The sequence below is a fragment of the Pantoea sp. M_9 genome (genome assembly GCF_008631385.1).
Taxonomy (GTDB): Bacteria; Pseudomonadota; Gammaproteobacteria; order Enterobacterales; family Enterobacteriaceae; genus Pantoea; species Pantoea eucrina.
In genome coordinates, this window is the sequence record NZ_VWUF01000002.1 from 221517 (window position 1) to 234887 (window position 13371).

The 13371-nt window shown below is 52.4% G+C and carries 8 protein-coding genes and 1 pseudogene; 5 read left to right on the forward strand and 4 right to left on the reverse strand.

Translation table 11 applies throughout. The features are described 5' to 3' along the window. Positions 1 to 614 precede the first annotated feature (614 nt). The gene (locus F3I15_RS04980) at positions 615 to 1823 is read left to right on the forward strand and encodes a type II restriction endonuclease (protein WP_304621814.1); all 1209 of its coding nucleotides are present in this window, start codon (positions 615 to 617) and stop codon (positions 1821 to 1823) included. Between the two features lie 34 nt (positions 1824 to 1857). Here the strand turns inward: F3I15_RS04980 and F3I15_RS04985 are convergent, their stop codons facing one another. Next, on the reverse strand, positions 1858 to 3291 hold the full coding sequence (locus F3I15_RS04985; protein WP_150017191.1) for a DNA cytosine methyltransferase: 1434 nt from the start codon (positions 3289 to 3291) through the stop codon (positions 1858 to 1860). Between the two features lie 1093 nt (positions 3292 to 4384). On the opposite strand from F3I15_RS04985, the gene F3I15_RS04990 reads away from it, so the two are divergent. Next, positions 4385 to 4807, forward strand: a complete 423-nt coding sequence (locus tag F3I15_RS04990; protein ID WP_150016807.1) for a VOC family protein — start codon at positions 4385 to 4387, stop codon at positions 4805 to 4807. Between the two features lie 303 nt (positions 4808 to 5110). Here the strand turns inward: F3I15_RS04990 and F3I15_RS04995 are convergent, their stop codons facing one another. Next, entirely contained in the window at positions 5111 to 6031 is a 921-nt protein-coding gene (locus F3I15_RS04995) for an AraC family transcriptional regulator (RefSeq protein ID WP_150016808.1), read from the reverse strand. A 105-nt stretch (positions 6032 to 6136) separates the two neighbouring features. On the opposite strand from F3I15_RS04995, the gene F3I15_RS05000 reads away from it, so the two are divergent. Both F3I15_RS05000 and F3I15_RS05005 read left to right on the forward strand, forming a co-directional pair. Then, positions 6137 to 7000, forward strand: a complete 864-nt coding sequence (locus F3I15_RS05000; RefSeq protein ID WP_223810674.1) for an oxidoreductase — start codon at positions 6137 to 6139, stop codon at positions 6998 to 7000. Between the two features lie 1305 nt (positions 7001 to 8305). After that, a pseudogene (locus F3I15_RS05005) lies at positions 8306 to 9172 on the forward strand (RepB family plasmid replication initiator protein); the annotation flags it as partial. A gap of 764 nt (positions 9173 to 9936) precedes the next feature. On the opposite strand, the gene F3I15_RS05010 reads toward F3I15_RS05005, so the two are convergent. Continuing rightward, the gene (locus F3I15_RS05010) at positions 9937 to 10791 is read right to left on the reverse strand and encodes a LysR family transcriptional regulator (protein ID WP_150016811.1); all 855 of its coding nucleotides are present in this window, start codon (positions 10789 to 10791) and stop codon (positions 9937 to 9939) included. 104 nt (positions 10792 to 10895) lie between these two features. On the opposite strand from F3I15_RS05010, the gene F3I15_RS05015 reads away from it, so the two are divergent. Beyond that, a complete protein-coding gene (locus F3I15_RS05015) occupies positions 10896 to 11810 on the forward strand; it encodes a DMT family transporter (RefSeq protein ID WP_223810675.1) in 915 nt (304 codons plus the stop codon). Between the two features lie 466 nt (positions 11811 to 12276). Here F3I15_RS05015 and F3I15_RS05020 read toward each other — a convergent pair whose 3' ends face one another. Continuing rightward, positions 12277 to 12843: a RadC family protein gene (locus F3I15_RS05020; RefSeq protein ID WP_150016812.1), complete on the reverse strand. Its 567-nt coding sequence runs from the start codon at positions 12841 to 12843 to the stop codon at positions 12277 to 12279. Positions 12844 to 13371: the final 528 nt, after the last annotated feature.

Below are 13371 nucleotides of genomic sequence, written 5' to 3' on the forward strand. Positions count from 1 at the left end.
GAGATCAGTTAAAAGAGACAAGGTCACCAGAGAGGGTTTTATCGTAGATAATTCAACTCCTGCCCTGTCTTATGTCTGATTCTGTGGGCAGAGACCTTTTACTGACAAATGAGAATAAGAGATAAAGATTGCGGAAAAACGGGAAAGTCACGCGCTGACTTGTTGGCATTTTTAATCCAACAGACTCTGTGGGACAAATTGCTTTTACTGAAAAAGACTACCGCTTACGTGTTTCCTGATAGCACGGCCTATTTCGGGGTAAAACACACGTTAAAATCTTCCATTGGCATTTTTTTACACTGCACTTACCGATCACGCTCTGTTGCTTTGTGGCTAAACAACACGGCAAAATTCCGTAGAGTTTCACCTGCTCTATTATTGCAATGCTGAACACAGGGCATTGTGATTTGTAATTAGTAGGGCTCAGAAATTTGATACGTGCTGTGACTGGGGTTCTGCTACGGATACTTCCGAAGTAATTACCAGAGGCAGCATGCGGGCTACCTTCCGGATGATCCAGAGCAACTAGCTAGCAAAAGATAAAAACTGATAACGCTCCTCTATCTGGTTATGAAAAAATACCGCTTAAATTTCAGGATAACAGAGGGATATGTATGTCGGCCTTTCATGACTGGCTACTTGAGATCGCAAGCGGCAATTACTTTGTGTACGTAAAACGCCTTTCTGCCAATGACACTGGCGCAACAGGAGGGCATCAGGTAGGCCTTTATATTCCTTCCAGTATCGTTGAAACGCTGTTTCCTTCTATCAACCATGCGCGCGAGCTCAATCCCTCCGTCTTTCTCACAGCACATGTCTCCTCACATGACTGCCCGGACAGCATTGCGCGGGCGATTTATTATAACAATCGCCATTTTGGTAAAACCCGAAACGAGAAAAGGATCACCCGTTGGGGAAGAGGCAGCCCCCTTCAGGATCCTGAAAATACCGGTGCCCTGACACTTCTGGCCTTCAGACTTAATGAGCAGGGCATTGATAGTCCGGATGTGGACATCTGGGTTTGTGCGAACCCGGATGAAGAAGACCTCATTGAAAGTACCATCGGTGAAGTCATCCCTGGCACGCTGATATCCGGGCCAGCCGGGCGAATTCTTGGCGGTCTGTCTCTGCAGCAAACGCCTGTTAATCGCAAGTATACTATTCCAGAGCCCTGGCAGCAGCGCTTTCCTACTGGCAATGAAATTATTGAATATGCCGCTGGCCATTATGCGAAGCACTCTGTTGATCCGGATGAGCAGCTGATAGATCGCCGGCGTGTCGAATACGATATCTTTCTGCTAGTGGAGGAACTCCACGTTCTGGATATCATCCGCAAGGGATTTGGTTCTGTGGATGAATTCATTGCACTGGCCAACTCTGTCAGTAATCGCCGTAAAGCCCGGGCCGGAAAATCACTGGAACTGCACCTTGAGCATCTCTTTATTGAGCACGGTCTGCGGCACTTTGCCACACAAGCCGTCACTGAGGGTAATAAAAAACCTGATTTCCTGTTTCCGTCCGCAGAGGCTTACCACGATGCTGAGTTTCCTGCAGAAAATCTGCGTATGCTGGCAGTAAAAACCACCTGTAAAGATCGATGGCGTCAGATACTTAATGAAGCCAACAGGATCACGCCAGTGCACCTGTTTACGCTGCAGGAAGGCGTATCACTGGCACAGTACAGGGAAATGCAGGCGGAAGGCGTCAGGCTGGTTGTACCGGCGTCATTACACAAAAAATATCCGGAAGCAGTAAGGGCAGAACTAATGACGCTGGGTGCGTTTATAGCCGAACTAACAGGGCTTTATGCAAACCTGTCGTAAATAATTTCCCGGCATACTATGCCGGGAGATAAGCTCAGATCTTTGTTGCCTTATCATCATCGGCAGATACGGCCTTCAGAATATAAGGTTCAAGCAGTCTGGCAACCGCTTCAAACACCGGCACGACGACAGAGTTACCAAACTGCCGGTAAGACTGTGTATCCGACACAGGGATGCGAAAAGGCTTGCCATCAGGCTTCTCAAAGCCCATAAGACGCGCGCACTCACGTGGCGTCAGCCTGCGTGGTCGACGAGTCTGGTTTACTTCATCTACAAAGTCTGTTTCACCCACAGCCATATCCCAGCCACGGTCTATCAGAATTTCAGATCCGTCTTTGTGATAGCGGGCAGAAAGCGTACGGGCAACGCTTTCCCTGTTTTCAGGATTAACGAGGCCAAAACCAAAACCGTTCCCTTTAGCCGCGTGCTTTTTTGCGTAGTTGTAAAGATACTCCCAGAGCTTGGGTGTCAGGATATATTTACTGTCAACCACAGGCTCCAGCAGCTCGCCAAAGGACGGGCGCTGTTCCGGGTAAAAACGACTAACATCGCGCAGAGTAAAGCCCTGATGGATATTCAGATCGCGACGGAAACCCACCAGCACGATACGTTCACGGTGCTGAGGCAGGAAATGCTTACCATCGATGACTTTAGGGTCGCTTTTACCCATATCGGCGGCATCTGCGACTTCATAACCCAGCTCGTCCAGGGTCTCCATTATGACTTTAAAGGTTTTACCCTTGTCATGGCTCTTCAGGTTTTTGACGTTTTCCAGCACAAAGACAGCCGGCTTTTTGGCGCGAATAATGCGTGCTACATCAAAGAAGAGCGTGCCCTGTGCTTCACATTCAAACCCGTGCGCCCGGCCGAGTGAATTTTTCTTACTCACGCCAGCCAGGCTGAATGGCTGACACGGGAAACCGGCCAGAAGGACATCGTGATCCGGCACGTGCTCATCAATAAAAGCATAGGCCTCAGTTTCTGGCACGTCCGGTTTGTCACTGAGTGTCACTTCACGGATATCAAGATTAAACGTGTGCGCCTGCTCATCATTGAACCAGTTCGCTTTATAGGTGCGCACCGCCTCTTTGTTCCATTCACTGGTAAACACGCACTGACCGCCGATGGCCTCAAAACCTTTTCGGATACCACCAATACCGGCAAACAGATCAACGAACCGAAAGGCGTAGTCCGGATGATGCGCAGGCGCTTCTGGCAGCATTTTTCGCAGAAGTGCTTCTTCAGTGGTTGTCAGGGACTTAGGCGGGCATTTACCATTGATCCAGCGATTGAGCGTCTCGCGACTCCACTCATTTTTACCCACTTTTCTGAGCAGCTCAGCCACGTATTTCTGGTCATATATTTCCAGAACCTGACGGATGAGCTTTGTATCATTTTCCTGACGCAGTTGTTCTTCTACTGCTGCTTTCTCAAGCAGGTCCTGTGCCAGCAACTCAAATTCAGACATAATGCCTCCATAGGGTCTTATGGGTGAAACTCTATCACTCATATGACCCAGAGGGAAAGAAATAATCTGGATATTTAAACAGTGTAATCAGGAACGGCTGCTTAACCCTCAACAGCCTGATCTTGAAAAAAGACTTTCATAAAAGTAGTAAAAACACTAAACACAAAGCTCCAGCAACCCTGTCCAAATGGGTAAGTGATGTCCATTGTTTCTTAATCGCTACTTAACGCATTGACTTTGATTGTTACCCTTCTGTGTTTAGAACGAATCCGTGTCTGACCTGTTTGTATCGCCAGCGAGAGGGTTTTACCTCTGCCTGTCCTGCGTGTAAATCTCCCGGTTGCGATCCTCCTTTATGGGTGCCTTTTCGAGTACTGCTGTTTGCAGAGGGTGTACTGAAGACTGTCAGCCTGGAATGAAATCGTCCTGCTCTGCAGAAGAACAAATGCGGTGGTGCTGATATTGTGGCAGGCAGGTTTACAGCAGAGCACTGGACAGCCAAAGCAGTCAGGCAATCAGCAACAGGGGCGGGCAGATGCAACGTTCAAAAAAATGTTACTTAACCTTGTACTTTACATGGGTTATTATTGTTCTGTGGAATATCCTCTGACACTTCCATTCCCTGTTATCTGCTATTGACTCTTTAGCCTCTGTTCCCAGAGGCTTTTTTTGTACTAAACATACACTGTTTGGCTGCCAGGCATTGCACTCAGGTCTTGCTGGTGACTCCTCACCTCTGACAAACCTTCGCGCTTGCATCGGGTAACAGGCAGGCAGTGTGACTGCCAGATGTAGAATTTACACACATAACTCCCGGCCATCGTGCATCAGTCGCATCGGCTGAGCTTACATTACATGCTGATGGGTATAATAAGATAAGGATGCGGCTACACCCACCCTTTCGCTTAAAAGCTATACCTGAACTCAGATTACAGTTATTGCGCCACCTGCCAGTTGCCCGGCTAATGTGGTTAACAGGAGCCAGTATGCCGGTAACAGTGGATCGGCTCCTGATCTGTCGAAACCTGTTACATTCGTCTTGCGTCTTGGCCAAAACGACAGATTAAGACGATCGCGACCAAAAGGAATGTTTATGACATGGCAGCATCTGCGAATTGCCAGACCCGTCAGCACACTCAGCAAAAGCTGTGAGATGTACTGCAAGGGACTGGGATTAAAGAAATTGGGCGAGTTTACGGATCACGAGGGATTCAGCGGATGCATGCTGGGACAGAGCGGGTCGTCATGGCATCTGGAGTTTACATTGTGTCATGACCATCCGGTGTTGCCCTCACCTTCTGAGGAAGATCTTCTGGTGTTATACGTCCCTGAAAACGAGCGCTGGCACGCCCTCTGTAACGATATGGATAACGCGGGCTTTATCCGCGTTACCTCCTGTAACCCCTACTGGGATCACAATGGCGTGACGTTCAGGGACAGAGATGGGTACCGGGTTGTGATTCAGAACAGTCACTGGAGCCCGGGCGGCGTTCAGCCCGAAGCAGAGACGGCTTAACATGTGAAAACCCAAGAGGGGCAGCGGTAATAAGCTGGAGTCTCTCCTTCAACCATCTGGTATTGACAGGGCATGGAGTGAGCTGGCGTTGCCGTCAATCCTGACCGGCCCTGTGTATGCAGGCTTACCACAAATGCGTCGTGCGCCACTTCTTCCCTGCGCCAGATAGCGAACCGCTATGCGCAAGGTTTCGACTAACACTGAAGCATCGTCATGTGGCCTCTGTAAAAACTCGCGTTTGATGTCGTCTCCTGGTTTTTCTGCTCTGCGGGCAGGCTGACCGGTTGCATGCTCAAGTGACGCCTAATGCGATGACACAAAGATCGTGGTTTGTTGCTCAGGCGGAACGGTGAAGTGGCGCTGCATGCGTTTACTCTCAGCCGCCGGCGGCAGACCAAAGAGACGTTTAAACTCGCGAGTAAACTGCGAGGGGCTTTCATATCCCACCGCGTAGCCTGCTTCGGCAGCAGTCACGTGCTGGCGCACCATGAGCATGCGGGCCTGATGCAGACGGACCAGTTTGACATACTGCATCGGCGGCATCCTGATAACGGCCTTGAAATGAAGATGAAACGTCAGGACACTCATGTCCGCTTTGCCTGCCAGCTGCGTCAGCGTTAACGGCTCTGCATAAGCGCGGTGAATATGCCTGACCACGTTGCCAATTTTGCTGAACTGTCCTTGCAGAGCCAGCGCGGCACGCATCACGGTGCCCTGTTCACCCGTCAGCACACGAAAGTACAGTTCACGCAGCCGGGCATGTCCGAGTATAGCGGTCTCAAGTGGGCTGTTCAGAGCGTGAAGTAACCCCAGTACAGCCTGCCTGACCGACGCATCTATCTGGCTCGACATCATACTCTGTGGCGCGGCGGGCGGCGAAAATGCCTTATGCTGGTCGATCTGCAGGATGAGTTCCGCTGCAAGCTGAAAATCCAGATGGATGTAAATTGCCAGCAAGGGATGCGTGGCGGACACATCAGTCTCCATGGTAAACGGCACAGGAACTGAAACCGCCAGGTAGTGCTGTTCATCATATAAGTAGGTCTGCTGACCAAAATAACCGCGTTTGCTTCCCTGAAGCACAATAACGATACCCGGATCATAGAGCACAGGGGTTCGGGCAAGGGGCCGATCGGCACGCAGGATCCGTACGCCGGGCAACGCCGTGAGGTTATACCCTTCCTGCGGGGCCAGGGTCTTAATCAGGTCAAGCATGCCGGACATCACTGCACCTCATAAAATCAGGCAAGGAAACGAGAAGACAGGGTCTAAAAATACGCCCGTGACGAGAATACCATGCCCTCTCAACAGTTCACGGGAGTTCATGTTATGTCATCAAAAACATTTCTGATCACAGGCGTCAGCAGCGGCTTTGGTCGTGCACTGGCACGGGAGGCCCTCCGGGCCGGGCACCGGGTTATCGGCACCGTACGCAGCCGCGAAGCATGTCAGGCATTTGAAGCACTGGATGAACAGCGTGCCACAGGTCGCCTGCTTGAAGTCACCGACGCTGAGCGTATTCACGAGGTTGTCAGAGAAGTTGAGACAACGGTAGGTCAGATTGATGTGCTGGTGAACAATGCCGGTTACGGTCATGAAGGCATTCTGGAGGAGTCATCCCTTGCCGAATTGCGTCATCAGTTTGACGTCAATGTGTTTGGCGCAGTAGCCATGATCAAAGCGGTCCTGCCGGGCATGCGCCAGCGTCGTCACGGGCATATTATCAATATAACCTCAATGGGTGGATTGATTACCCTTCCCGGTATTAGCTACTACTGCGGCAGCAAGTTTGCGCTTGAGGGCATCTCAGAGGCGCTGGGCAAAGAGCTTGCGCCTTTCGGCATACATGTGACCGCTGTGGCACCGGGTTCCTTCCGCACTGACTGGGCAGGGCGTTCAATGGTTCGTAGCACCCGTACCATTGCGGACTATGACGCGCTGTTCGGACCCATTCGGGAGGCTCGGGCGGAGAAAAGCGGAAAGCAACCCGGCGACCCGGTCAAAGCGGCAGCGGCCATACTGACGCTGATTGAGAGCCCGAACCCGCCTGCACATTTGTTATTAGGCAGTGATGCCCTGGCGCTGGTGCGACAGAAACTTGTCGCACTGAATCAGGAAATCAGTCAGTGGGAGGATCTGACGCGTTCAACCGATGACCGCACGGACACTGACGATGGGAGCAGGATGCAGTAAAGAGCGGGACCCTATGGCAGTCATGGCGTAAAGAGAGGCGTAACGCATCTTTTTATTATGTGCTGCAGCGGTGTAAACAGAGTATGCACGTACACTCCCTTTTCAAATACAGGCCGCTTTAGGGCATACAGCAAAGCAAGTTTTGCCCGTGATCAGGGCCAGACATAACAAAAAATTCATTTTATCCATATAATTTTTGGGTGTTATTATCACTGCGTGGTTTACCTCTGTAACATGTAATTCCAGTCTGAACTCCTTTGCCTCTGCCTGTAGAGGCTTTTTTTTGCCTTAAGCCATGCAGGACAAGCGATGCCTTGAGGAAATATTGCATCAACGTTCTGCCGGACACGGTTACTTGGAGGTATCAACAAATCACGTGTACAGCCAGCCCGAAATCCTGTGGATAGACAGCACGGAGTCGTATGCTGAAAAACGCTCACTCATCTGGTTACTTATCGATCAATTCTGTGCGCTGCGATAAAAAAACAGTATGTATAGTGCTGCCTGCCAGCCCCTGATGCACGTTAGATATTCCACCAGATCAAGTTTTCACTGTGCTGACCACAACGGATAGTCGCCTGGTCTCCGCATCAGCAGGGTTTTTGCCTCAGATTTTGCAGCCAGTAGCAGTCACAGTGCGTTAAACCGTAGTCGTGTAGGTTGCATCAGACGCATCAGCCAGACACCCCGGTCTGGCCGATTCCATTAACGCGAGCACTCAGGTAACCAGGTGAGGAGCTCACCTGCAGATCAGAGCCTTGTAATAAAGACCAAACCAGCTGCCGGCACTGGCCCTGCAATGTCGTTTGAACCAGGTGTATGACATGAAAATCATTACGCCGGGCGTATCAGCACTGACATGTATAGGATCCTGAAAAATCACTGTGCACGGGCTGTCTGTAAAAAACGTATCGTCACATCAGAAGAGGGATCTTGACTGCGGTATGTAAGGTCAATGACAACACGTCTTTTCTTAAGGCTCATGCAGTCAGCGCCTGCGTAATTCTGTCATCATACAAGCTAAACAGTCACTCACCGCGTTTATCCCTGTTTTCCACCAGCTCGATCCCATAATAAGATCCCTATAGAGATCCTCTAAGATCCCAAAGAGATCCCCGATCCTCTGCAGGCCGCGTCAGCTCTGCCCTGAAAGGGTGTCGCCATTGACTGTGGTATGCAACATCATGACTGAGGTATGTACTGCCATTAACTGTGGCATGCAAGTACCTTGACTACGGTATGGGTTTACCTTGACTACGGTATGCAGGTAGACTCACTGTCTGTGAACAATTGCTGGCAGGCAAAATGGCAAAGAAATCCAGTCCGTTACCGCTAAATCTCGAAGAAACCAACAAGTCCACGGGCGAGATCGTTTCACTGGATATCAACAAATCCAGCACGGTGCAGCCAGTCCCGCTGATGCGCCTGGGTCTCTTTGTTCCCACGTTGAAATCAACGAGTCGCAGCAAAACCAACCGTAAAAGCGTCACCGATGCCACCGAAGAACTGGTGCAGTTGTCTATCGCGAAAAGTGAGGGATACAACGACGTCAAAATCACCGGCTCGCGTCTGGACATGGATACCGATTTCAAAGTCTGGCTGGGTATTGTGCGTTCCATGGCTGAACACGGCGTAAAAAACAGCGCGCTTAAACTCACCTTTGTTGAGTTCATGAAAATGTGCGGGTTCGATAGCCGGCGCTCTAACCAGAAAATGCGCGATCGCATCAGCAATTCCCTGTTCAAACTGGCGTCTGTTACGTTGAAATTTCAGAACGAGACCAAGGGCTGGGTGACGCATCTGGTGAAGTCCGCCTCTTATGATGTGGTGGAGAACCTTGTCGAGATTGAGGCAGAGCCGAAGCTGTTTGAACTCTACGACATGGACAGGCGCGTGCTGCTGCGGCTAAAAGCCATCGATGCCCTGCCCCGCAAAGAGTCCGCTCAGGCACTCTACACGTTTATTGAAAGTTTGCCGCAAAACCCTGCCCCTATCTCCATGAAGCGGCTACGGGATCGGCTGAATCTGACCTCCAGCGTCTATACCCAGAATCACACGGTCAGAAAAGCCATGGAGCAGCTCAAAGAAATTGGCTATCTGGATTACACCGAGATCAAACGCGGTAATGCAGTCTATTTTGTGGTTCACCACCGCAACCCTAAACTTATTCAGCGCGCCAGATTGTCAAAGCGCGACGAAGAAGCGTTAACAGATACGCCAGCGCCCAGCGCAACGGATGAGAATTATGATGAGGTGATTAAAGCGCTGAAAACAGCCGGTATTGATCCAGTCAAACTGGCTGAAGCCCTCGCAAAATCAAAGACCTGACATCAGCTTTCACTAAAACTTGACTGCGGTATGCAATATTGACTGCGGTATGCATAGACCCCAGTGTCAGCCAGACCTGCCCTGAACGATTTATCCCTCTCCGCGTTTCTTTACTGCGGTATGCAGCGGGTATCAGTGAGGCTACTATCTTGACTGCGGTATGCGGATAACGGCAAAACGCTCCTGTATATTGACTGCGGTATGCATATTACGTTAACTGTACCCTGCACCTTGACTGCGGTATGTAACGGTTACGTACCGCAGTCAAGATGCAGACATACTCTGATGCTGTGCTCTATCGTATTATGCAGCCCTGCCTGATGGGGCCTTTTAATTGGAGCGGGTCTTAGCGCAATATTCGCCTGCGCCGCAGCAGGCCACCTGTCAGTACGCTTGTCGGTATCAACCAGCTGAATTTTCTTTTTTACTCACTGCATTTTAAGGAACAGGACACTACGTAGCCGTTTCCGGGATCATGCAGGGAAGGTTCGCGCTGTGTGCTGAAAAGCAATCGCCTGCCCTGCCTGAATGTTCAAACAGATCAACACTCTCTGAAGAGCGCATGACAGAAACGGCCTTATCAGGCATTGATCGCACACCCACAGATTTTACAGGCGGAAGAACTGCTTAATGGCACGAGTAAGTAGTGCCACGGCTTCATTCTTACCGGCGGTGTCGCTGCGTAACAGCAGAATGTGGTGGTCAGAAATGGCAGGCAGACCATCGAGGATCTGCATGCGCTCAGTGACCTTTGCCCGATCGATAACGCTCACGGCCAGACCGGCTTCCACGCAGGCATGAACCGCCTGACTGGAATGGCTCTCCAGGATAATGCGCGCGTCCCGTCCATCTGCCTCAAGTGCCGTGGTCATGGCTTTGCGATACACGCAGGGCGTATCGTAAACGGCGAGCGGCAGTGGATTGCACACAGTCAGATCGGCGTTAACCGGACCTGCCCAGACAGGGGTGGTGGTCATCAGTAGCAGGGCATCCGGAATGACCGCTTCATGCGGTTGTACCACCACCGCCATATCCAGCTTGCCGCGCGCCACCTCTTCTTTAAGCATGTCGCTGGTGCCCATTTTCAGCGCCAGTACCACGTTTGGCCAGGCGGCTGAAAACACGGGCAGAATCTCTCTGATGATCCGGGCGGCGTATTCGTCAGGCACGCCCAGCGTAAGTCGGCCGGCAAGACGGGTGCCCTGCAGCTCGGCCAGTGCTCTGTCGTGCGCGCGTAATAACTCAGCCGTTGAGGCCAGCAGGCGTTTGCCGAGCGTCGTGAGGGCCACAGACTGGTTATCGCGGTGCAGTAACCGGCCGCCCGCCACCGCTTCAAGCCGTTGAATGTGCGTGCTGACCGCGGCGGGACTTTTATAAAGGTGTTCTGCTGCCGCGCTGAATTTGCCGGTTCTTACCACAGCGTGGAACGTGCGTAACAGCTCAATGGGAAGCGTATCGGGCATGATTTCGTTTTCCTGAATCATTGCTGCAGGTTATTTTGATTTACCAGATTACACCTGCCGGTTAGCCTTTGGAAATGTGCTCAGGCGTCTCACCGGGAAAAATCATGCGTGCTCACTGGCTTTATGTTCTTCCGCTGCCGCTGCTTGAAGCGGGGTTACTGGTCTCCTGGAGTTCAGGTTTTGTCGGTGCCCGCTTCGCGATTGACTATGCGCCCGCGCTGCTGGTGGTGTTCTGGCGCTTCGCCGTGCTGACGCTGTTGCTGCTGCCTTTTGTCTGTAAAACACTGGTAAACACGCCGTTTGATACCTTACTTATCCAGGCCGGGATTGGCCTGCTGGCCATGGCAGGCTATATGGCCGGTGTGATACTGGGTATCGCGCTGGGCGTACCCGCCGGGCTCGCAGCCCTGTTCGCGGATCTGCTGCCGGTGGGAATGGCGTTGCTCTCAGCGCTGTTTCTGGACGGGCGTATTGCCTGCAGGGTCTGGCTGGGGCTGATTGTGGGATTAGCGGGCATGCTGTGGGTCATGCACAGCGTGCTGAGCCTGGGCAAGGCTCCCCTGTGGGCCTATGGGTTGCCTGTGGCTGGCATGCTCTCGCTTGCCGTGGCCACCCTGTGGCAGAAGCGCATCCCGGCTAAGCACGCCATGCCGCTGCTGCCCGGCCTCTGGGTACAGTGCTGCGTGGCCAGCGTAGTGTTTGCGATTGCCGGCAGCAGCCAGGGCAGTCTGGCTCCCCTGCCCTCGGCAGGTTTCATGCTGAGCGTGTTGTGGACGGCAACTCTGCCAACCTTTGGAGGATATGGCCTTTACTGGCTCTGCCTGCGCCGCAGCTCTGCCACACGCGTGGCTGCAGTGCTCTATCTGAGTCCGCCGCTGACGATGCTCTGGGCCTGGGCGATGTTTAACGAGCCGCTCTCTTGGCACCTGGCTGCGGGCATGGCTGTTTCCTTAGTAGGTATCTGGTTGGTGACGCGCGCGGAAACGCATACCCTGCAACATAAAACAGAGAGTACTTAACTGAATTAAATGTCTGCTAACGCCCTTTCACCGCGGGCAGAGCCTGCTAACGTCTCATGCATCTTGAAACGGACATTGAGCGAGCCGATTTATCTGTCATTTATCTGTTCAAAAACCAAACGAGTTTGTCTGATGCCTCAGCAACAGGTTAGCAAAACAGGACTCAAAACCGGGATGTTGAAAAGGTGAAATTGCTGCTGTTAAAACAGATAAAAACTGGCAGGCAATGCTGATACGCAAGAGGCAAAAACAGCTGTGCGGGCGTGGATGCACAGGCAGGCAGTATACAGCATACGATACCTCGTCGTTGCAGAGCTGGTGCCCCCTGATACAGGTTTTATGTCTGCATGCTTTCTGCTTGTGCACTTTTCGGCACGCTTTGACGGGTTTTGCAGTCAACAGACAGGCACAGACACCATGGTGTCTGCTGTTAGCCTGCGGGGCAGCCCTGCCCCGCACAGAAACTTCACAGCCCACCCAGCCCATGTTCGGCCAGCGACGTGGTGGTGTGACCGGCCACAATAATGTGATCGATCACCCGGATGTCCACCAGCGCCAGCGCCTGTGTGAGGCGAAGCGTGATGTCAATATCCGCGCGCGACGGCTCAGGCGTAAAGGAGGGATGGTTGTGACTCAGTATTACCGCCGCGGCATTGTGCAGCAGCGCCTGACGGGCCACCTCGCGGGGGGAGACCTCTGTTGAGGCCAGCGTGCCGCGAAACATCTCTTCGCATGCCAGCAGCTGATGCTGATTATTCAGAAAAGCCACCATAAACACCTCGCGCTCATACCCGGCAAGCTTATGACGAAAATAGGCCGCGGACGCCGCAGAGGAGGTGAATTTGGTCCCCGAGGGATAACGGTAATCAATGGCCAGCGCCGCTTCTGCCAGCACCTGGCTGTCGGTTGCCATAACATAGTTTCCCTGCGGGTCACGCGCGTAGAGCCGGCTGAAAAAGCGGGCACGAGAGGTGTTTTCGCAAGATGATTCTTCAGATTCCCGAGCCGGGGTGTTGAGGTGTTGCTGTGACATGTTATGTCTCCTGCTGTGCATATGATGTTTCTCCGAGTTCCGTCGCCGTGCGACAGAAACCGGCACGCAGGTACGCACCAGCAAGGGAAACGGCAAGGCCGCAGCCCAACGGGACCGGGCGCAGACGTTTAGCGTGCGGCCCTTGCGCAGTGCGGCCCGCGTGGCAGGTTTGTGCACGGCGAAAGGAGTCGGAGAATCAGCGCGGGAGATGAACAGGGCACTACCCCGGACGGAGGCTTCCACCGTCCGTCCTCAGCGGCGGCGCACGCGCCGCCAGTGCAGGCGCCGGCACTGGCCGGCTGCAGGATTAATATTGAAAGTGAAAATGAGTGATAGCGATGCAACCAGAGTCTTGCTAAGCCAGGCATGTTTGCGGAAAAACGACGCCCGGGCAACCGGGTCACCCCTTAGTCCTTGTGCCAGTTGGCTTTTCGATATGGTCTGTAGGATGAAAGAGGTAATACTATTGCAGGAGTGTCATGTCTGATTCTTATTCCTGGCGGAGACCCGCATGAGACCGATCTGCTT